14 protein-coding genes are annotated in these 22,118 nt (G+C 43.1%); 3 read left to right on the top strand and 11 right to left on the bottom strand.

Annotated features, from left to right (window positions below; all coding sequences use genetic code 11):
* Positions 1-141: 141 nt before the first annotated feature.
* The 9 genes from HXT28_RS06495 to HXT28_RS06455 all read right to left on the bottom strand — a co-directional run bounded on the left by HXT28_RS06495 (position 142) and on the right by HXT28_RS06455 (position 14,762).
* Positions 142-969 (bottom strand): HD domain-containing protein, encoded by an 828-nt coding sequence (locus tag HXT28_RS06495; RefSeq protein WP_422113417.1) that lies wholly within the window; start codon positions 967-969, stop codon positions 142-144.
* An 82-nt stretch (positions 970-1,051) separates the two neighbouring features.
* The gene (locus HXT28_RS06490; protein WP_016637349.1) at positions 1,052-3,700 is read right to left on the bottom strand and encodes a KUP/HAK/KT family potassium transporter; all 2,649 of its coding nucleotides are present in this window, start codon (positions 3,698-3,700) and stop codon (positions 1,052-1,054) included.
* 166 nt (positions 3,701-3,866) lie between these two features.
* Positions 3,867-4,847, bottom strand: a complete 981-nt coding sequence (locus HXT28_RS06485) for a TatD family hydrolase (protein WP_422113416.1) — start codon at positions 4,845-4,847, stop codon at positions 3,867-3,869.
* Positions 4,848-4,905: 58 nt separating this feature from the next.
* Complete coding sequence (locus tag HXT28_RS06480; protein WP_016637347.1) at positions 4,906-6,702, bottom strand: ABC transporter ATP-binding protein; 1,797 nt, start codon at positions 6,700-6,702, stop codon at positions 4,906-4,908.
* Positions 6,703-6,705: 3 nt separating this feature from the next.
* Positions 6,706-8,547, bottom strand: coding sequence for an ABC transporter ATP-binding protein (locus tag HXT28_RS06475; RefSeq protein ID WP_422113415.1), 1,842 nt, complete (start codon positions 8,545-8,547; stop codon positions 6,706-6,708).
* Between the two features lie 272 nt (positions 8,548-8,819).
* The gene (locus HXT28_RS06470) at positions 8,820-10,565 is read right to left on the bottom strand and encodes an ABC transporter family substrate-binding protein (protein ID WP_422113414.1); all 1,746 of its coding nucleotides are present in this window, start codon (positions 10,563-10,565) and stop codon (positions 8,820-8,822) included.
* Positions 10,566-10,892: 327 nt separating this feature from the next.
* The gene (locus HXT28_RS06465; RefSeq protein ID WP_016637344.1) at positions 10,893-12,782 is read right to left on the bottom strand and encodes an ABC transporter ATP-binding protein; all 1,890 of its coding nucleotides are present in this window, start codon (positions 12,780-12,782) and stop codon (positions 10,893-10,895) included.
* Between the two features lie 21 nt (positions 12,783-12,803).
* Positions 12,804-13,751: an ABC transporter permease gene (locus tag HXT28_RS06460; RefSeq protein ID WP_422113413.1), complete on the bottom strand. Its 948-nt coding sequence runs from the start codon at positions 13,749-13,751 to the stop codon at positions 12,804-12,806.
* A 27-nt stretch (positions 13,752-13,778) separates the two neighbouring features.
* Positions 13,779-14,762, bottom strand: coding sequence for an ABC transporter permease (locus HXT28_RS06455; protein WP_032814155.1), 984 nt, complete (start codon positions 14,760-14,762; stop codon positions 13,779-13,781).
* 566 nt (positions 14,763-15,328) lie between these two features.
* Here HXT28_RS06455 and HXT28_RS06450 point away from each other — a divergent pair.
* Complete coding sequence (locus HXT28_RS06450; protein WP_422113412.1) at positions 15,329-16,783, top strand: aminopeptidase C; 1,455 nt, start codon at positions 15,329-15,331, stop codon at positions 16,781-16,783.
* Positions 16,784-17,816: 1,033 nt separating this feature from the next.
* Here the strand turns inward: HXT28_RS06450 and metG are convergent.
* Entirely contained in the window at positions 17,817-19,688 is a 1,872-nt protein-coding gene (gene metG, locus HXT28_RS06445; RefSeq protein ID WP_016637037.1) for a methionine--tRNA ligase, read from the bottom strand.
* A gap of 502 nt (positions 19,689-20,190) precedes the next feature.
* Here metG and HXT28_RS06440 point away from each other — a divergent pair.
* Both HXT28_RS06440 and HXT28_RS06435 read left to right on the top strand, forming a co-directional pair.
* Positions 20,191-20,796 (top strand): hypothetical protein, encoded by a 606-nt coding sequence (locus HXT28_RS06440; RefSeq protein ID WP_016637039.1) that lies wholly within the window; start codon positions 20,191-20,193, stop codon positions 20,794-20,796.
* A 7-nt stretch (positions 20,797-20,803) separates the two neighbouring features.
* Entirely contained in the window at positions 20,804-21,064 is a 261-nt protein-coding gene (locus tag HXT28_RS06435; protein ID WP_016637041.1) for a hypothetical protein, read from the top strand.
* A gap of 27 nt (positions 21,065-21,091) precedes the next feature.
* On the opposite strand, the gene rsmI is transcribed toward HXT28_RS06435, so the two are convergent.
* Positions 21,092-22,030, bottom strand: coding sequence for a 16S rRNA (cytidine(1402)-2'-O)-methyltransferase (gene rsmI, locus HXT28_RS06430; protein WP_422113411.1), 939 nt, complete (start codon positions 22,028-22,030; stop codon positions 21,092-21,094).
* Positions 22,031-22,118: the final 88 nt, after the last annotated feature.

The following is a 22,118-nucleotide window of genomic DNA, read 5'->3' as shown; positions in this document are numbered from 1 at the left end:
TACAAAAACAAAAACTACAGAAGATATATAACCAATTAATAAGAAACTAAAAATGAAACGTCAAATAAACCTACGCAATAAACCGAAACAATAAACCGAAAACAATAAGCTTACGCAACCAAATTAAGTTCGCGCACTTACTCACGCATCAATGCGCATATTAAAGCACTTCGCCAAAGCCTCAACATCTGGCTTTCCATATTTAGCGACTAGTTGCATCCAGCGACGTGCATTCTCTTTACCAAATCGCGCGGCTTTACGTCGATATGCCTCTACGCTCAAAAATCGAGGAGGAATGGACTTACTGTTGTATTTATCAGCGACCATCACGATTTCTTGCTCAATAGTTTGTGGCACATAATCAGATGCCGGCAAAGGAAGTTTCTGCGTAAGCACCTGTTCGCGCGTCAACCCGACGCCAGTATGATTACGTGCAAATTGTGCAGCGTCTTCACTAAAGCCACAATCAATCAAGTAATTGTAACCACGCAATCCGTGCAAAATATATCGCGGACCATCAAAGCGCAGCAAGCCCCCAGCACGCTCACTACCGTCGCTTTCTAACACAAAATATGTACCAATATCGTGCAATAAACCACCAACGAGCGCAGCATACTCGTCAATATACTGCGCTGGTACACTACCGCCTTGTACTGGTGGCAAGTCGTCACAATTATTACCAATAAGTTCACGCATACATGCTTGTGCTTGTTTGGCATGCTCTTGTAAAACTTGGCTCATTGGTGAAGCTGCAGACGAAGCAGCGCACTGAGCTTTCAGCAGCATATTACAATGATGCGCAAGCTGCCACGAAATCGTAGCGATTACCACGCAATGACCGTGAATGAGATTATAAGCGGGTATAGATGGCGCAGTAGTACGATGCAAGTGCTCTACTTGCTCAAAATCTGGCAGATTGGCAAGCTGCCTCACATTGCATTGACTTAATTGTTCTGTACTATTCAGCATATTCGCAACAATTCTTCGTATACAAGAGCTCAGGTGGCTTGATTATAGTTACGCAAAACCACTCAAATATAGTTATGCGTAACTATTTTGATTTTTTATTTTTCTTGCCACTTTTTGCCGAAATTTGTTCCATTCTGCCGGCACTTTTACTAGCACTTTTACTAGCAGATTCGTCAGCACGTTCGTCAGCACGTTCAGCATCTTCCACAGCCTGAACTACTGCGTGAGTCACATTCGCGGCGTCAAGTTTTGTTTCATCATTGTTGATTTTCGTATCGTTTACTTTTGACGATACTTTTAATGGCACAGGGCTAATTTTGCCCGTGTTAACAAACTTTTCATCCGCAAGTAGCACATTAGCAGCAGCAATATCACGCGCATTCATAACTGCAGTCTGTTCAGCATCGGTTGGTCGCGTATCGCTTACTATAGCTGCAGCAGTTTCTACAGCCGAAGCTCCCTGCAAAGATTGCACTGCACGCTGTGAACAATCTTCACGCTGCAAACGAGGAGGTCTGCGAGTGGAAACAAATAACGGCTGCACTTCAACAACAGGATTGTAAGGTGCCAAACCAAACCATTTCACAGGAGTACCAGCAATATGTCGAATTGCGTATTTCATTTTTAGAGACAATGCGCCACGCACAGAAATATTCGACTCCGGCATCAACGCTTTGTGCAGCAGTACGTAACGAATTGGTCCAATGTCTGGATCTGCATCCACCTTAGGGTATACAGATTTTTGTTGAGGCAATTCACCAGTATGCGATAAATCGTGCATAATTTGATGCAAATATGCTGGAATTGATGGAGAAACTTTAAAACCGAGCTTAATTTTTACTCGGAATAGGTAATCAGTACCGAAATTTTCCACGCAATATTCGCGAGTAAATGGCGCATCGTCAGTTTCTACCGATACAGCCCACCATGCGCGAGCACGCTTAGGATGATCCGCAAAAATAGAGAAGAAAATACCAGTATCGAGACGTTTCATTTCACGATCGGACGTTAAGTACACGATATTATCCGCAAAATAAGGGATTCTAAAGTCGCCATGCAATTTATCGAGCACAGGCAGAAAGTCTTTCGGCTTCATGTGTAAACGTTGCGAACGTTCAATCTTGGTACCATCTTTCCACGTAACCATAATTGTTAGAATGGAAAAACCAAGCAACATAGTAAACCAGCCGCCATGCATGAATTTTGCCATTGATGCTATGAAGAACATCAATTCAATCATGAGGAAAATGATGGCAAATACTAGCGCCCCAAAACGTTTCTTTTGATACCACATGTGTACTGTCAAAAGAATGGTTGTTGCCAACATAGTTAATGTTAACGCCAAGCCGTAAGCGCCTGAGATATGTTCAGAATCGCGGAATACTGCAAGCACTGTAATTGTTGCAACGCATAACACCACGTTTACTACAGGAATGTACAGCTGTCCTCGAGTGCGCGCAGGGTATCGCACCTGTAAATGAGGCATCCAGTTAAGACTTGTAGCTTCAGAAACCATGGTGTAAGCGCCTGTAATCAGAGCTTGTGAAGCAATAATACCTGCAGTAACCGAAAGAATAACTGCTACGTAGCGCACGTTTGGCTCAAGCATTTGGAAGAATGGGTTTAATCCCTCTACTGACCATAGCGATTTATCACCTTGATTTTGAAGCATCCAAGCGCCTTGACCGAAGTAGTTCAAGAGCAAAGCAAGTTTAATGAATGGCCATGTGGCGTACACATTACCTCGCCCGACGTGACCCATATCGGAATATAATGCTTCAGCGCCTGTAGTAGAAAGAAAAATTACGCCCATTACTGCTAATCCCTGCACATTATGCGTACTGAACAGGAATTGCACGCCGTAAATTGGGTTTAGTGCTTCAAATATCGTCCAATTTTGACCAATATTGATAACGCCTACTAGTGCGAGGAAAGCAAACCAAAGCATAACTACTATGCCGAATACTTTACCAATACGCTCAGTTCCGCGTTGTTGCACAGAAAACAGTACGACGATGATAACAACAGTAATCATCATTGACAAATTTTCGTTTTCTAAGAATACTGGCTTAAATACTGCAATGGTTCGCAAACCTTCAACTGCTGAAGAAATGGAAACTGCAGGAGTTAGTACAGAATCTGCTAAGAATGCTGCACCTCCAATCATTGCAGGTATTGCAAGCCACGCGCCTTTTTTGCGCAGAAGCGAGTAGAGTGCAAAAATTCCACCTTCACCTTTGTTGTCAGTTCGCATTGCAACAAACACGTATTTCACTGTGGTAATAAGCGTAATTGACCAGAATAATAGCGAAAGCATGCCGTACACAGTTTCGCGATTAATATTTTGCAATCCGCCTTGACCTGCTAAGAATGTTTGAGCGGTATACAACGGTGAAGTTCCAATGTCACCGTAGACAACACCAAGGGCCACAATTGCCATGCCTAAGGTGAAACGGTCTGAACTGGTTTGTAATTTTGCCCACCAGCGACCTAATGGCCCGCGTACAGCACTTGCAACAAGCTTTTCGGCTTCTTTTACCTCTTGAGCTTGCTGCTGAGCAATTACTTTACGCTCTTCTCGAGTTGTTGTTTTTTGCGAGACTTTTGGCGCTTTGGTAAAAGACGCAGCTCGCAGCATAGCAGCTTTAGAGCTTTTCTCGGAATCTTTCGCTCCGTTGCGAGGATCCTTCGCTCCATCAGTTGATGGTACAGATGTGCGTGACTTCGTCATGCTTTATTGTTCCTCCATAGGTAAGGTTTCTTCTTGATGCCAGCAAGAAGTCGCATAAACCTCACACCTTCACAGTTTTATTTCCGTACTTGGATATTGTATACAATAATAGCTATATCATGCAAAAAGCGTAAGAAGATGCTGCGAAATAACGGTTATAAAGTCACTAGAAATTGTAAAGTATTCTCGTATTTTCACGAGTGACTTTCGCCGCGTGTTCTAACGATATATTGAGTACTTCTGCAAGCGTCTCCAAGGTGTATGGCACCATGTAGGGCGCGTTTGGTCGCCCACGATACGGCATTGGTGTTAAGTATGGTGCATCTGTTTCGACAGTTATGTGGCCTTCTCCAATAATTTGCGCAGATTTGCGTAATGCTTCATTCCCTTTGTAACTTATAGTTCCAGAAAAACTAGCGTACCAGCCGTGTTCTTTTACTATTTCTGCTAAATCTGTGCCGCCCGCGTAGCTGTGGAATATTGTTCGCTCCGGAGCACCGTCTTGTAATAAAACTTTTACTACGTCTTCATGAGCGTCACGGTCATGAATTTGTAAAGGCAAGTTTAGCTCTTTTGCGAGCGCAATATGATCACGAAAAGCACTGCGTTGAGCGAGTCTGGCAGGCTCTCCTGTGCGGAAGTAGTCTAATCCTGTTTCGCCAATAGCGACTACTTCTTGGGGATGTGCCACCACCAGTGAATGTAGGTGTTGCATTGCTTCATCGAATGGTATGTCATGATACGGCTTGTATATAACTGGAAGCCCATCGGGTCCTGTCGCTCCCCTGTGTCCGTGTAAGACTGCTTCGTTTGGGTGTATTGCAATTGCTGCACGAACTGAATCCTCGTGCGATGCAGCAAACGAAATTGTCGGCTCCCAATCTGGGTATTCGCATCCAACTTCTAGCATGTTGGAAACTCCAGCAGATTTTGCCTGCTCAACCAAATCATCTGGAGTTGGTTCTGCTATTACATCGCGACCTTTTTCTATTAATTCTTGGTTGAGACTATGCGCAAAATCAACGACGCTGAGCATGTGCGTGTGATCGTCTGCAATTGTTATGCCGTTTTTTATGAGATTTTCCCATACTGCAGATTGTTTGGTTAAATCTGGTGCCCAATTATGTTCGCGATGATGTTTACTCATACGTACTAGTGTAGCCACGTGTGTGTTGTTATGTTATTGATGCGCTGATTTTGTGGACTCACACAATTGTTTGCCTAATTGCTGCGTATTGTGATTCTACAAGACGATAATATGCACCTTTTGCTGCCATAAGTTTTGCGTGTGTACCGCACTCAACGATTTGCCCATGGTCTATGACGCAGATTATATCTGCTCGTTCAATAGTTGAAAGTCTATGCGCGATAACAAAAGATGTGCGATTTTTGAGCAATTGAGCTAATCCTGCTTGTAATGCTTCCTCTGTGCGCGTGTCAATATTACTGGTTGCTTCGTCGAGAATGAGAATGCGCGGATTTGCTAAAAGCACGCGCGCAAAAGAAATAAGTTGCCTTTGTCCTGCAGAAAGCGTGGCTCCCCTTTCCTCAATTTCGGTATCATATCCGTTTTGTAATCCTTCAATAAACTCATGTGCGTGCACTACACGAGCTGCAGCTTCAATTTCTTCGTCTGTAGCATTGAGTTTTCCGTAACGAATGTTTTCTCGCACAGTACCACTGAAGATAAAGGTATCTTGTAGCATTACACCCATTTGTTTGCGCAGTGATGATAGGGTTACTGAGCGCACGTCGTTATCGTCAATAGTGATAGAACCTTCTGAAACGTCGTAGAATCTGGAGAGCAGGTTGACAAGTGTTGTTTTGCCAGCTCCAGTTGGTCCTACTAATGCTACTGTTTGCCCTGGTTTAACATGTAAATCAACTAAGTTGAGTATTGGTCGTCCGCTTTCTTCGTAACGAAATACTACGTCGTTGATATCAACTTTGCCTTGGATTGGTGGTAGTTCTGAAGCATTTGGTTTATCAGTAATATTTGGTTTGATTTTTAGCGTTTCAAAAATCCGTTCAAGATATACTGAGCAAGTTACTAATTGCGTATAGAAGTTACCTATATTTACTACTGGCTCCCAAAACGTGCTTGAATACCATACGAAAGCTATAAGCGTACCGGTAGTTACATTTATATTGCCTATGTTCATAACTCCCACGTAGTACAGCAACGCGATTGCGGCGCTTTCAATAATGAATGCTCCTGGCCATAACAGCAATTGTACACTTACATTTCGCATCCAAGCGCTACGAACGTCTGCCTGCTGTTCTTGGAATGTAGCGTATTGTTCTGCTTCACGTGCGAAAGTTTGCGTGGTTTTTACACCTGCGATTGATTCATGTAAGTATGCGTTTAGGTTGCTTTGCTTATTTGATAGTTTGCGCGACGCTTTTCGTTGCAGTATTTGCAACGTGCGCGTCCAAATCAGGAATACTGGGAACAGCACTAGACTCCATAACGCCATACGCCAGTCAATAATGAACATAGCAATCATGGTGATAATAAGTACGAAAAGATCTGAAAATACGTTAATTAAACCCGATGAAAGCGTATCCGATAGTGTATTGATGTAATTTACTATGCGAATGAGGATTTTACCGTGTGGACGTGAATCAAAGTAGTCAAATGATAATGATTGCACATGCGTAAAAACGTCTCGACGCATGTCTTTAATCATAAGCTGACCAAGTCGCGTAATTGCTAATGTTCTGTAGGCTAATCCGAGTTCATAGAACACAATGAGTACAGCAAATACAGCAATGATTACGTATAAATATGCGACGTTTTTATGCGGCAAGACTTCATCTATAAGCATTTTGGTAATCATTGGCATAGCGGTCATAATTAAACTTGCACCAATAACTACCAAAACTATACGCACTAGTTGCCAAAAGTATGGTTTCATATATTTGCGCACGCGTAGCAGTTCGCGCACGTTGATGCGTTCTTCTTGACTTTCGTCTTCACGAAAAGTGTTACGTTGCGCCATCTGCTACTCCCCCTTAGTTTCTAGTAAATTTTCTACCTGCGAATTTTCAAATCCTGCAGCATCACCAGTTTGCAATCCCAGCTGTTTTCTATAGATTTCCCAGTATCTTCCGTGTGTTGCAACAAGCTCAGTATGTGTGCCACGCTCTATGATTTTCCCGTGATCTAATACCACGATCATGTCCGCATCTTTTACGGATGATATTCTGTGCGCAATGGTGATTATTGTTCGCGTACCGTCGAGTTTTTTAAGCTCTTGCTGAATATGTGCTTCTGTTTCCATGTCTACTGCGGAAGTAGTGTCGTCCATAATGAGGATTGAAGGGTTGTTTGCTAAAGCGCGAGCAAGACTAAGTCTTTGTTTTTGACCGCCAGAAAGACCTACTCCACGTTCACCCACTACTGTTTCGTAGCCTTCTGGCATGCTCATAATGAACTCATCCGCAGATGCAATACGCGCTACTCGACGAATATTTTTATTGAACGTTTGATCACTTTCATTATCAGAAGGCATTCCGAAACCAATATTTCCTGCAATAGTATCAGAAAACAGGAAAGTTTCCTGAGCTACGATGCTCACTTGGCTACGAACAGTATCGAGCTGCCATTCGCGTACATCTTTTCCATCAATAAGCACACTACCCTGCGTCGGATCGTAAAATCGCGCTATAAGACTTACTAAAGTTGATTTTCCAGCTCCAGTTTCTCCTAAAATGCCAAGTTTGCTACCCGCAGGAACATCAAGATTAATATCATGCAAAATAGGTGTTTCAACGTCGTCAGGGAACGCAAAATCTACATGATCAAAGCGTATTGATCCGCGCATGTGCTTCTGCTTATTAACAGGTTTTGGCAAACATAAATGCGATTCTTCTGTGAGTAGTTTTCTAATATTCACGCATCCTGCATTAAAACGTTGCCAATCATTTATAAGCCACCCCGACATTCTTACCGGCATATTAAGCATCCATAGAAAACTGTTAAACGTCACAAAAGCGCCTAGAGTCATACTGCCAGTGAGTACTAACCAGCCACCTAAACCTACTGTAATAAGCTCAAGTATGAACCCCATGCCATCAATCCATGGCATATATTTGCACGTATTTTTCGCCAAAATAATATTGCGCTTATAGTAATCTTCATTGCATTCGTTGAATTTTTGCGTTTCAAAAGGTTCTCGCACGAAAGCTTTTACTACGCGATTCCCTTCAATATTTTCTTCTACCATTGAGTTCATGCGTGCAAATGATTCACGAATTGCAAGGAATTTTGGTCTAGCGCTTTTTCCAAGCGCGCGAGTTAACGCAAATAGTATTGGCGTTGTGATCGCGAGAGCTAATGCAAGTTTCCACTCGATTGATGTCATAATGCTTAGCGCACACACAAACATGACTACACAATCCAACGCCTGATATGATACCCAACTTAGTACGTGACGTATGGCATCAGTATCAGACGTCATACGGCTCATAATATCGCCAGTACGCGTGTGATTGAAGTATGTAAAATCAAGCGAATGTAATTTTTCATATTCATCACTTACAAGCCGATACACGGCATTTTGACCGAATTTTTCCATAAGTAATTGGTATGCATAACGCGTACCAACTCTTACCATAGTCAACACAATCATAAGCGCACATACTTGTAGAAGTAGATTATGCTGTTTGCCAATAATAATTTTGTCTACAATAAAACCAGCAAGAAGTGGCATAATCATTGCCATTGTGTCATTAATGATAAAAAGTATAAGCGATACGCCTACTTTCCACATATCCGGCTTGCAGTATTGCAATATCCAGCGCATATTACTCGCATCTTTGCGTTGATTTGGATTGACGTACATGCGCCAGCCGCTCCTTTGTTGCTGAGTTTCTCAATTTTATTGTTCATTCTACACTGTTCTTTGCAACTCCTGACATTCTTTTATGCAGCAATTGCTCGCGCATCATAGAGTTCACTTACGTTTGCATAATTACACCACACTTCGCAAACTAACACGAATACATGCGACCATAGCAGAAACATAAAAATGGCGTGCAGCCCAAAGGCCACACGCCACTCGTTATAAACTAAACAGTTAGCTTAGTAAAGCTTTGCATATAAGCGTTTACAAGCTTACTTCTTCTGCCAGCCCATATCCTCTGGGTAGGTGGTTGCGTAACCAGCAGGGCCGTTGTTAGCAAAGCCCTTCTTGAACACCTGGTAAATAGGAGGAGCGGAAACTGGAAGAGTGCCGTAGAGTGCAAGAGCTGCAGACTCTGCCTTGTTTGCATACTCAGTCTGTTCCTTGTAGTCGTAGGTCTTGCCGACCTTATCGAGCATGGCATCAATCTTCTTGTTGCCAACGAGACCGAGGTTGGAATCACTGTCAGACTTGTAAACCTGGCTTGCTGAAGACAAGAAGCTCAATGGAGATGTGGACTGCCATGCCAATGGAAGCACCTGGTACTTGTGAGAAGCAACAACCTCGGAGAACTTAGCAACAGCCTGGTTCACAGTCTTGCACTTAATTCCAGCCTTCTTCATCATGGCCTGGAATGCGTTAGCAAGAGCTGCCTGAGTAGAATCGTCGCCGAAGAAGGTGAAGGAAATCTCAAGAGTCTTGCCATTCTTGGCGTAGTAGCCATCCTTGCCCATCTTGTAGCCAGCAGCTTCAAGGGTCTTCTTAGCGTTTTCGGTGTTGTACTTTCCGTCAGCAGGAAGATTGTTCTTGTAGCCAGCCTGGAACATGGAGAGAAGCTCAGAACCTGGCTGCTCGCTCTTCCAGTTCATGCCCTGGAACTGAACCTTGTTGTAGGTAGCAACATCGAATGCCTGAACAACAGCCTTACGAACTGCAAGTTCGTTAAGTGGTTTGGACTTAGCGTTGAAGTTAAGCACGCGAACCTTGGTGCTGTAGCCATAACGGAGCTGAGCGCCCTTAACGCTACGAGCAGACTTGATTGCGTCCTTAGAAGAAATGCTATCGGTTACAGCATCGATTTCGCCATTCTGGAAGGCGTTCAAAGCTGCAGTATCTTCCATACGCTTTACAACGACCTTATCGAGCTTTGCCTTCTTGCCCCACCACTTTGGATTGCGAGTGAAGACAACCTGATTTTCGTTTGCGGATTCAATCTGGAATGGACCTGCACCCCACTCGTTGTGAGGATTGTTTACCCAACCCTGGTTGAAGGTCTTAACGTCACCGGCCTTTGGATGAACCAGTGGAGCGAAAAGCATTTCCCATGTTGCGCATGGCTTATCGTACTTAACGATTACTTGCTTCGGGCTGGAGCCTTGCTCAACAGACTGAATGCAGTCGTAACCTTCGGTGCTAGGCACGGAGTAATCCTTGTTCTTGCCGTTCAAAGCCTGCCAAGTAGCCTTAAATGCGGTGTAGTCGATTTCTGTACCGTCGTTCCACTTGGCCTTTGGGTTCAGGTTGTACTGAACAACGAGTGGCTTATCGCTAACCTTCTTAACGGAAGTGATGTAGTCAGGGTTGTACTTAAGCTTCTCACCCTTGACGGTGTCGTAAGCCATAAGATTTGGCTGGTAGAAGCCCCACAAAGTAGCCATGTAACCAGAGTTACCATCGTTAGAAGCGTAATTCCAGTTTGGACCGAGAACAGGAAGAGCAACGGTGTAAGTGCCGCCGTCCTTAACGTTGTCACGTGATTGTGGATTATCGTAACGCTTGTTGACATCTGGCATTGGAAGTTCACCAGTGTAAGAAGTGTCAACACCAGCAGCTGGTTCAGCAGTCATACCTGCTTTACCAGCATTGTTAGTAGCACCACCGCAAGCGCCAAGCAGCATTGCAACAGAAAGTGCAGCTGCGGCAAATACAGTCAGCTTACCTGCATTTGTATTTTTCATGATTCCTCTCATTCCCCGGATGATGTCCGTCTTCCGGTATGTTGTTAGAGTATATCCAACTCTATGACATTCGACAAATCGTTTTTTGAAAAAATTAATTTTTTTCTTTTTAACTTTATGATAATTGCAGAAAAAAGAATAATTTATTCTTCATAAGAAGCGAAACAGAAAATTTTTTAGTTAATTTTTATAAAAAAACAAAATATCTTACGTTTTTTAATTTTATGTTACGTAATAAAAATCGCGCATGTTGTAATAAACATGCGCGATCATGCAAACTTATGCAACGAACTTACTGCTTCATAAAAAGCAGAAAGCAAAGCGACATCATTTCACATCGTCAAACGTATCTTCCTCATTAAGGATAATACGCTTACGGTGCTTTTCAATTGTAGGATCCGGAATTGGCACAGCACTAATCAAAGCCTTCGTGTACGGATGCTGCGGATTATCAAATACCTCATCCGTTTCGCCAGATTCCACAATTCGACCATGATACATAACAGCAATTCGGCTCGAAATATGACGAACCACAGCCATATTATGAGCAACAAACAAGTAGGCAACACCCAACTTGTCTTGCAAATCCTCAAGCAAGTTAATAATGCCAGCCTGAATAGAAACATCCAAAGCAGACACAGGCTCATCAAGAAGCAAAAGCTTAGGATTCACAGCCAAAGCGCGAGCAATAGCAATACGCTGACGCTGGCCACCAGAGAACTGAGTTGGGAATCGATCAACCTGATCAGGATTTAACTCAACCAACTGCATAAGCTCGGCAATACGTTGGCGAATTTCTTCTTTAGACTTTCGCTGCACAAGCAAAGGCTCTGCCAAAATATCATAAACCAACATACGCGGGTCAAGCGAGCTCATTGGATCCTGGAATACGTACTGAATCTTAGAGCGAAGCTCACGACGCTGTTCGCGAGTCAACTTATCATTCAACTCAGTACCAAACACGGTAATGGAACCAGACTCAGGCTTCTTCAAGCCCATAATTTCCATCAAAGTTGTGGACTTGCCAGAACCAGACTCACCGACCAAAGCCACAGTTTCGCCCTCGCGAACCTCAATACTCACGCCGTCAACTGCACGAACTTCGCCAATCTTACGACGCAAGAAACCGCCGCCAGTAATTGGGAAGGTTTTCACCAAATCCTTAACATCCAAAACAACCTTGCGTTGCTCACGAGGGATGCCTTCAAACATCGGCTTAATTGGCTTTTCGGTTTCCGCATGAAGAAGAGAACGAACAGTTTCACTTTCCGCTTCAAGACCCATCATGGTGCTGTCGTCGCCACTCTTTTCTTCAGCCATAAGCATATCCATAGTTGGCTTTGAAATCGGAGTCAAACGACGAGTGCGCTTTTGATCAACGCGAGGAACAGCACCCAACAAACCAATAGTATATGGCTGAGTTGGGTGAGCAAAAATCTCTTCCACGCTATTATGCTCAACCAAGTGACCGGCATACATAACAATAACTTCGTCTGCAACGCCAGCAATCACGCCTAAATCGTGAGTAATGAAGATCATTGCTGCGCCAGTTTCGCGCTGAGCTTTCTTCAAAACTTCCAAAACCTGAGCCTGAATAGTAACATCCAAAGCGGTAGTAGGCTCGTCGGCAATAATAATATCTGGATTATTAGCAATTGCCATAGCAATCATTACGCGCTGGCGCATACCGCCGGAAAACTCGTGCGGAAAAGCCTTCAAACGTTCAGCCGGCTTAGTAATACCAACCAAATCAAGCAATTCAATAGAACGCTCGCGAATCTGATCTTCACTCATGCCAGGGTTATGAATAACCAAAGCTTCTTTAAGCTGATCGCCAATAGAGAACACTGGGGTAAGTGCAGAAAGAGGATCCTGGAAAACCATGGCAATATTCTTGCCACGAATCTTACTCATTTCTGCATCAGACTTAGTTAAAAGCTCTTCGCCTTTATACTTTACAGAGCCCTTAACGCTAGCGTTTTTATCCAACAAGCCCATAACAGCCAAAGATGTAACCGACTTACCAGAACCAGATTCGCCAACGATACCAATGGTCTTTCCGCGGTACAAATCAAAATTCATTCCACGCACAGCATGCACGGTACCAGCTTCAGAAGCGAAGCTCACCTGTAAGTCGCGCACTGAAAGCAGCGGTTCGTTGTTTTGATCTTCCATCGTGGTTTCTTCCTTAATAGCGTTATTTGCAATATCAGTCATGTTTATCACTCCAAACGCTCGTTAGTCGGCCTTGCCAACAGACTTAGAATATGGATCGATAGCATCTCGCAAACCATCCCCAATAAGCTGCACAGAGAAGGTTAGCAAAACCAAAACTGCAGACGGCACCAAAAGTACCCACGGAGAAGTCTGAACTACGCTTTGACCAGCATTGAGCAAAGTACCCAGAGAAGTATCTGGAGCTTTAATACCAAGACCCAAGAAGCTTAAAGCGGTTTCGCCGTTAATTGCACCAATAACACCAAGAACTGTGTTAATAATCAACACAGAACCCAAGTTTGGAACCAAGTGGCGAACAATAATTCGGAAGGAAGAAACACCCTCGAACTTAGCAGCACGCACATATTCACGCTCACGCAAGCTCAATGTCAACGTACGAAGAGTACGAGCATAGCCAATCCACCCGAAAGCAGTTAAGCCAAACGCCAGCCACAGCCAATCGCTGCCGCCGCTAGAAGCGCTAATGATTAAAGCAATCAGCAGGAAGGAAGGAACAATCAGCAGCATGTCCAAAAGCCACATGCCAACCTGCTCAAACCATCCTTCAAAGTAGGAAATAGCAGTACCAACCAATGCAGCAATAATCGTAATGGTAATAGAGCTTACGATACCAATAGAAAGCGAACGACCTAAACCACGCACAACCATCGCATACATGTCGGAACCACCAGGAGTAGTTCCAAGCCAATGTTCCGCAGAAGGAGGCGTAGCAAGAGAAGAAAAGTCCGGCTCATCGTAGCTCCACTTGGAAATTTTTGATCCAAACAATGCGATGATAATTAAAATCACCAGCATAACTAAGCCAACAACAGCAGATGGGCGGCGGAAGAAACGACGAGTGTAAAGCGTCATCTTTCCAGTGCGCTTAAAATTGCCCCATGCGTTGGAAGTACTCTTTTTACTTACAGCAGACTCAAGAGGTTCTGAAGATACATCTTTTTTATTCATGTCAATGTCACCTACACTGTTGGGCAATTAGTTCAAACGAATACGTGGATCAAGCCAAGCAGAGAAGATATCTGCAAGCAAGGCACCAACTAAGGTACATACGGCACCAAATGCAGCAATAGCAACAGAACCGTTGATATCGTTCTGCATGATGGTCTGAACGAAGTAGCTACCTAAACCGTTAATAGCAAACACGGTTTCGGTAATAACTGCACCAGTAAACACGCCTGCAATAGAGAATGCAACATCAACAGCGGTTGGAATCAAAGAAGTACGCAAAGCGTGACGACGAATAGCCAAATTCAAAGGTAAGCCCTTTGCGCGAGCAGTACGCACATAATCAGCATTCATAGTATCAAGAAGATACGTGCGCTGCGTCAAATGATACCCAACCATGCCAGGAATCGTCATAACGATAGTAGGTAAAACCAAATGCTGCAAGAAATCGAGAATAAACATAAACGGGTCAGAACCCTGATAAGAGTGCAAACCAGTAACGTAGAAAAGGCGCACGCCAGACACGTGGTTAATGCTAATAGCGGCGAGAACAACCATCAAGCCCAACACAGCCGCAGGAACAACCAGCAGGAAGGTTGCGGTAGAATTCAACACACGATCTTGCCACTTGTACTGACGAATAGCAGTGTAAACGCCAACACTAACACCGAAAACAATGCCAAGAATGGTAGCGCCAGTAACCAACTGCACAGAAGCACCGATACGAGTTGCGATTGCAGGACCAACTGGAGCCTGATCTGGGCTCAATCCCCAATTCCAATGAGTAAAAATATTGGCAAGCCAACGGCAATAACGCGTAAACACTGGAGTCTGATCGTTAATATTTGCCAAATCCAAGGAGCGGTTGATTGATGCAATAGGTGGATGTGGATGTCGAGACATGTAATTCGAGCGTGGTCTCATAAAAGCACTCGCCAAGAAATACGTCATGGATACGGCGACAAACAACATCACCACATAATTTAGGCATCGCTTAACGATGTATCGTATCATTGTGACTCTTTTCTACGCCTAACCATTATTTACCTCCATTCGGCGCTGCGAATCCGGCGACTTACAGCAACACCGCACTAGTCCAGCATTCCCCTAAAAAGGGCACACTAAAAGTAACCCTCGTCAATCGGGAACACATAATTAGTATATTTTTAGCCAAGCTATGTACAAAAGACTAAACAGAAAATATTATTGCAACATAATTTTCGGTAAAATTCACACTATATGACGCACATCTATCGATAACCTTCATATCGCTAAATGCTCATAAAAGCGCGGAATATTAAGAATATCACGCTTACCAAGTTGCAAATAATTGAGCCATTGAGTAACGTAAAATTATTTTTTCTCTATAAAAATAAGCATTATTCTAAAATAGAATAAATTCAAAATTTAATACCAAAAACAGAATATTTATCAAAAAAATTATTTTTTTACAAAAATAAATAATGTTATTCTTATAAAAGCCGGAAATACGCATAAACAAGAAACACTCATGAGACATTGCGCCAGCTACAATAACTGTTATTCATATTGTTCACTCGAAAAGGAGACCAAGGAAACTCATGGCTGAAAACGTAAAAGCCGTAACATCGGAACATGTAAAAACTTATTCCAAACATTTCAATGAGCAACGCGCAAATCTGCTAGCTGCAAACGCAGCAGTAGCAAACGGCGTGCTTAAAGCTGCAACAAGCTACCAAGGAAAGCGCGCACTACCACGCGAATTTTCTGTGGAGTTAAAGCAAGGAAGCATTACTAACCAGAAGCATTCTGGTCGCTGCTGGATGTTTGCATCTCTTAACACTTTGCGCTATGAGTTAATGCATAAGTGGAATTTAGACGACTTTGAGTTTTCAGAAAGTTACCTGTTCTTCTGGGACAAGATTGAAAAAGCAAACGCTTATTTAGAAAATGTGTTAGCAACTTTAGATGAGAAAGTTGATAGTCGAGTTTTTGAAAGCATTAACTACGGTCCAATTGACGACGGCGGCTGGTGGCAGATGTTCGTCAACTTGGTAAATAAGTACGGGCTTGTGCCAAAGAGCGCCTACCCTGATTCCCAAAATGCAACTGACTCTGACTCATTCGTGCAGTACATCAATACCAAGTTGCGCGAATTCGCATGCGAACTGCGCGAAGCTCATAAGAACGGCGTCGCTTTGGAAGAGTTGCGCGAAATGAAAGTTCGCGATTTGGAAACCGTTTACCGCATGACCACTATTGCGCTCGGTGAACCACCAGCAAAGTTTGACTTCTTCGCTCGTACAAAAGACGACGACGATAAGAAAGACGAGAAGAAGAACGAAAATAAGGACAGCGAAAAAGCCGGCGAAGAAAAGAAGGACGACAAGGACGACAAGCCAAAGACCGGCAAAGATGAGCGTCCAATGATTCGCGAATACGGCATCACCCCGCTTGAATTCGCTAAGAAATACGTTCCTGTTGATGTAAACGACTTTGTAACATTATGCAACTCGCCTATGGAACGAACTCCTTTCAACAAGCGTTACCAACTCAAGTACAGCACGAATGTTGCTGAAACAGAGGAATTAGAGTTTGTGAATGTGCCTCTTGAAGTATTCAAAAAGGCAGCTGTAGCGCAGCTCAGCGACGGTCACCCAATTTGGTTCGCTTGCGATTGCACACAGTTCTCCTTGCGAGATAGCGGATTCTTTGATCCTGCAGTCGTGCGTGTAGACCAACTCTTCGACGTTGAATTTACATTTGATAAGGCGAAGGGTTTGGAATATATGGATATTCCAGGAAATCATGCTATGACTTTTACAGGCGTGAATTTAGACGAAAACAGCAACCCGGATCGCTGGAAGATTGAGAACAGCTGGGGCAAAGATGCAGGCGAAGACGGATACTACGTTGGTTCTGCCGACTGGTTCGACCGCTATGTTACTGAAATAATCATCAACAAGAAGTATCTTGACGAAGCAACTCTTGCCATCTTAAAGCAAGAGTCAGTAATGCTTGAGCCTTGGGAGCCACTTTCAAAGCGCTGCCGCTAAATGTAAGTATTGCGTAATTATGTAAGCGCAGACTGCTTTTTGCAGTTTGCGCTTTTGTTTTAACGCGACAACCTGCTTGAGCGCTTATAGCGTAAGCGTCAGGCATTTTATGGAACATTCTCCGTAAGTTTTCTTCGGAGTTTGTAGCTACCTCTGTGAGAGTCACCGTTACTTTCTCAGTTCGTGGGTTATAGGCCAAAAAGTGTGTAAGAAATCATGTCTCACGCATTGTAATACAAGTGTTTTGCGGTAATCGAATCTGTTTGCTGCACATTCGCCACCCGGACAAAAAGTGTGTAAAAAATAAGCTCATAACCCTTATAGCAGTAAGGCTCAATGTATATCGAATGTGGGTTATTTCTTATGCTAAGCGGCGTTCAAAGTAGGTATTAGCTGAATATTTAACAATAAATCGTCAAACTTTGTTACCAATGCAGATTACGTACTGCGCGAATAACGCTAAATCGCAATTATTCGTTACTAATGCAGATTACGTACTGCGCGAATAACGCTAAATCGCAATTATTCGTTACTAATGCAGATTACGTACTGCGCGAATAACGCTAAATCGCAATTATTCGTTACTAATGCAGATTACGTACTGCACCAGTAACATATGACTGTTCTTTCTCAGTTTGTTAGCTAAGTTTTTAATGCTGTTTAGATTATGGATTATAGACACATAATATTCATCATCATAGTTTTACACACTTTTTGACCTATAACCCCAGTTCGTTTGCTGAGTTAGTACCAGTGCTGAGGCTTTGCGAATACTTGCGAAGGATAAAAAGATAAAAAGAAGCCCGGCGGGAAAGAGAAACCCGCCGGGGCAGAGAGAAAGAGAGAAGAAGGTTTCAATTATGGGGTTCAAAAATGAACCTCGCTAATGGCGAACCATTAACATCTGTTAGTATAGCTAAACATTCGTTCAAAGAAAAGTGGTTTTTCCTTAAAATTTCCTTAAAATATTTTTCAAGAACGAAACAACCACTATTTCTTGTAATTTTATGATACCTTCACGGAAAATTCCAACTTAATTCCCACTATTTGCCAAAGATTTTTTTGCCGCAGCAAGTCTTTCAGCTTCAACACGCTGACGCTCAGCTAATGCAGTAGCAAAACGCTCAAGTTCTTCATCAACTGCTTCCTTCGGAATCTTGGCAAAAATAGGCGTTGGCTTCGGAACAGGTGTGCCCGCCACCAACTCCTCGCTCTCCCACGGATGTACAGTTTCACCCAAACGATAATCACCCGTAATAATCGGATACTTAAAGTCTGGATTATCCAAATCCTCAACCTCTTCAATGCGAGGTAACGGCGAGAATACTCCTGTGCCACCAAGAGCTTCCCAAACCTTCTGCGCTGAATGAGGTAAGAACGGCGCAAGAAGATGATTTGCATCCGAAACAGCCTGAGCCGCAACATGCAACACAGTGCCAAGGCGAGCCTCATCATCCTTAATTTTCCAAGGCTCAGTTGCGGAAATATATTTATTAATATCTGCAACTATGCGCATAGCTTCCGTAAGAGCATTCTTTTGACGATGTCGCTCAATCAAGCTACCCACTAAAGCAAATGCGTCAGAAGTTTGATCGAGAAGCGCACGATCCATTGCAGTCATAGAATCCTCATCGAGTGGAGGAATCGCGCCAAAGTTCTTATTAATAAGATTTGCTACACGATTTACTAGGTTACCCCAGCTTGCTGCAAGTTCTTCGTTATTATGACGAGCAAACTCAGCCCAAGTAAAATCAGCGTCAGAATTTTCAGGACCTGCAATAGAAATGTAGTAACGAACTGCATCCACAGGATAACGCGCCAAAATATCCTTCACATAAATCACAATGCCACGCGAAGAACTAAACTTCTTGCCTTCCATAGTCATAAACTCAGAAGCCACAACCTGCTCAGGCATATTAAGTGGGCCGTAAACACCAGCCTCACCACCCTTAGAACCAGCTCCGTTATACGCAAGCATTTCTGAAGGCCAAATCTGAGAATGGAACGTAATATTATCTTTACCCATAAAGTAATAACCAGGAGACTTTGGATCACACCACCAGTCACGCCACGCATCCGGCTTGCCTTGACGACGCGCCCATTCAATAGATGCAGACAGATAGCCAATAACCGCATCAAACCATACATACAAACGCTTATTAGGGTTATCTACCCAACCTTCAACAGGAACAGGAATACCCCAATCAATATCGCGCGTAATAGCTCGAGGCTTTACTTCCTTAAACAAACCAAGCGAGAAGTTAATGACGTTAGTACGCCAACCATCACGAGAATGAAGCCAATTAACGTTCGCTTCAGCTAAAGCAGGCAAATCAAGGAAATAATGCTCAGTTTCTTCGAAACGTGGAGTTTCACCATTAATTTTTGAAACAGGATTAATCAACTCATCTGGATCAAGCTCATTGCCACAAGCATCACATTGATCTCCGCGAGCGCCGTCTGCACCACACAATGGACATGTGCCCTCAATATAGCGGTCAGGTAAGGTACGACCAGTAGAAGGAGAAATAGCAACCTTCTGCGTGCCTTTATAAATATAACCGTTCTTTAAACACTGGCGGAACATCTCCTGAACCACATGCTCATGGTTTGCGGTTGTTGTGCGCGTAAACAAATCGTAACTCAAGCCCAAATCGCACAAATCCTTGGTAATGACGCGATTGTAGCGGTTTGCAAGCTCTTGCGCAGAAACACCTTCTTTATCTGCCTCAACCAAAATTGGGGTACCGTGCTCATCAGTACCAGATACCATCAATACGTCATTGCCCTTCATACGCTCGTAGCGCGCGTACACGTCCGAGGGTACCCCGAATCCTGCAACATGACCAATATGACGAGGGCCGTTAGCATACGGCCAAGCAACATTCACCAAAATATGACTCATAGCCCAATATTATCTTGTTCAGCGCGGACAGTGCCAGCAAATGTACACAGTAAAATTCAAGAAATACATCCAGACTAAAAAAATTACGCATAATCTGCCCAATAAGAAAAAATATTTCAGCTCAGGCAAAGATAGTGCGGCAATATAAAAATCGTCGTAATATATACCTAATTTACGTTCAAAACGCTTTACACAAATAAGCCAATGAGTGCAACATTGCATTTTAAAAATGTGAATATGTGCACAATAACATCGCACACGCTACTAACTTAGTCCACAATAACAGTGTATAAAAATCATTTTTCTCTCTACCTATTCACATATCCACAATTTACACAAATTTTCTGCCAAGCACAGACAGCACAACATAATCTCACTATATGTAACAAAAACGCCTAGCAACAAAAACACGAAAACAGCATAAAGAAAAACAAGTGGGCATAAAAACGATTCGCATGCAAAGAAATAAGAAGAAATACAAAGAAATAAGAAGGAGTAGAACATGGCACAACAACGAAGACATACATTGCAACAAACTAATGAAATTCCGCAAGAAGAATTCCCACCATTGCTTGATAACAACCATCTACCAGGACCTATGTGTATGAAAAAACTTTCAAAAATCGGCGTATTAAATCAACTCACGCTCAATACTGGCTATTCACATAAAACCGCTACATCTACGCAAGGCAGAAGTAGTATAGTCAGCAATTTCATAACTACAGAAAGCATAGCTTGTTTATTTACAGCAGCATGGGTTTGGGTAGGAGGTAATTTCCCTGAAAATATAGATGTTATTGATTATGGGCATCTACGTAGAAAACCACATGGGCGCACAATCCGCTCATTTCGTAGACATTTAAGCAATGAAGAATTCGTAGTATTGGGAAAAATACGCATTACAACACCAGAACGCACTATTTGCGATTTAGCATATACTCCGAGCAATAGCGAAAAGTATGAACTATACAGAAAAGATATTGCTCAATTACTGATATCACGCTATTGCATCGACCTACATAAATGCAAACAAATTATCGATAACAATCCGTACTTTCCTGGATCTATTCACGCTCGAAACTGGTTACACGATATTACAACGAAATGAGCAAACTATGCCAATACAATCTAACACTACTCAAAAAGCAAGCATGCCCCCTCAACCACCAATAATATTGACACCACTTGTTGCAGTCGATCCTACTACGCAACCTAAAATATTATGGTATATAGCCAAACACATACCAGAATTGCGCAAATGGGTTATAGCCAACCCAACTGCTGACGCACAACTTTTAGAATACATTTCACAGCAGGGCGGACCTGATGTCCGCTACAGTTTTGAAGTACTTTTTTCCGCATATGACAAGAGTTAAGAATAAATTACGCTTAATACACTCGCTTTACGCTGCTTCACTTTTTTGTTCAAGACAGGCCGAGTAAACCTGTTTGCGATTAGCGTATGATCCGTCAGCAAAAGGATGCTCTTTCACTATTTTTGTGATTGCATCTTTAATGCGCAACCCTTCTGTTTCAGCACAATCAATCGCTAATTTTGCAAGTGAATCTATGCTTAATTCAGAACTTTCTGCCTGCACTTCTTCATCACTAGCACCGGCAATAACCAACACTATTTCCCCACGAGGAGGATCAGAAAGCACTCCATCATGAATACTCTGCACCGTTCCTCGACGAATCTCTTCAAAATCTTTTGTTAACTCTCTACATAAAGCCATTGAACGATGAGAGCCAAGCACAGACAGCACATCTTCCATAGCTTCTGCGATGCGGTGTGGAGTCTCATAGAATACTATTGTTCTGTGCTCCGTTCTCAACGAACGCAAGTGCTGTTGACGCTCGCCTGATTTACGAGGCAAGAAGCCCTCATAACAAAAACGATCAGTCGGAAGTCCAGATAATGCCAGCGCATCCAAAACTGCACTCGGACCAGGTGCACATGTAACAGGCAAACCACGTTCAATAGCCCGACGAACAATTGCTAAACCTGGGTCGTTAATAGTTGGCATTCCAGCATCCGATACCACAAGAACTTGCGCACCCTGTGCAACTTCATCTAGCAGACCATCCGCCTTGTTTCGTTCATTGTGATCGTGATACGCAATCACGCGACCGCCAACATGCACACCAAGACGGTTCGCTAAATCATACAACCTACGCGTATCTTCTGCAGCAACAATATCTGCAGTCTCGAGCAGATTAATAAGTCGCGCAGAAGCATCACCCATATTGCCAATAGGCGTTGCTGCGAGAACGACTGTACCGCATACATCGCGGTTCTCTGAAGTATTCGTTTTCGTTTCTTCAGATTCAATCTCGCTCATTTTTGCTCCTAGCCAACTATTTAAATGCACGCAACTTTTACAGCCGAATATACTACTACATTCGCAAAATATCTGCTCACAAAACTCA

It is taken from the genome of Gardnerella washingtoni (genome assembly GCF_049262705.1).
In the GTDB taxonomy this organism is placed as follows: domain Bacteria; phylum Actinomycetota; class Actinomycetes; order Actinomycetales; family Bifidobacteriaceae; genus Bifidobacterium; species Bifidobacterium vaginale_D.
This window is presented reverse-complemented; position numbering and strand designations above follow the sequence as displayed.

Coding starts and splice junctions, on each gene's coding strand:
- HXT28_RS06455 (WP_032814155.1), bottom strand. CDS start 14,762: ATGATACGATACATCGTTAAGCGATGCCTAAATTATGTGGTGATGTTG.
- HXT28_RS06490 (WP_016637349.1), bottom strand. CDS start 3,700: ATGACGAAGTCACGCACATCTGTACCATCAACTGATGGAGCGAAGGAT.
- HXT28_RS06485 (WP_422113416.1), bottom strand. CDS start 4,847: ATGAGTAAACATCATCGCGAACATAATTGGGCACCAGATTTAACCAAA.
- HXT28_RS06480 (WP_016637347.1), bottom strand. CDS start 6,702: ATGGCGCAACGTAACACTTTTCGTGAAGACGAAAGTCAAGAAGAACGC.
- HXT28_RS06435 (WP_016637041.1), top strand. CDS start 20,804: ATGCCAATACAATCTAACACTACTCAAAAAGCAAGCATGCCCCCTCAA.
- HXT28_RS06470 (WP_422113414.1), bottom strand. CDS start 10,565: ATGAAAAATACAAATGCAGGTAAGCTGACTGTATTTGCCGCAGCTGCA.
- HXT28_RS06495 (WP_422113417.1), bottom strand. CDS start 969: ATGCTGAATAGTACAGAACAATTAAGTCAATGCAATGTGAGGCAGCTT.
- rsmI (WP_422113411.1), bottom strand. CDS start 22,030: ATGAGCGAGATTGAATCTGAAGAAACGAAAACGAATACTTCAGAGAAC.
- HXT28_RS06475 (WP_422113415.1), bottom strand. CDS start 8,547: ATGTACGTCAATCCAAATCAACGCAAAGATGCGAGTAATATGCGCTGG.
- HXT28_RS06450 (WP_422113412.1), top strand. CDS start 15,329: ATGGCTGAAAACGTAAAAGCCGTAACATCGGAACATGTAAAAACTTAT.
- HXT28_RS06440 (WP_016637039.1), top strand. CDS start 20,191: ATGGCACAACAACGAAGACATACATTGCAACAAACTAATGAAATTCCG.
- HXT28_RS06460 (WP_422113413.1), bottom strand. CDS start 13,751: ATGAATAAAAAAGATGTATCTTCAGAACCTCTTGAGTCTGCTGTAAGT.
- HXT28_RS06465 (WP_016637344.1), bottom strand. CDS start 12,782: ATGACTGATATTGCAAATAACGCTATTAAGGAAGAAACCACGATGGAA.
- metG (WP_016637037.1), bottom strand. CDS start 19,688: ATGAGTCATATTTTGGTGAATGTTGCTTGGCCGTATGCTAACGGCCCT.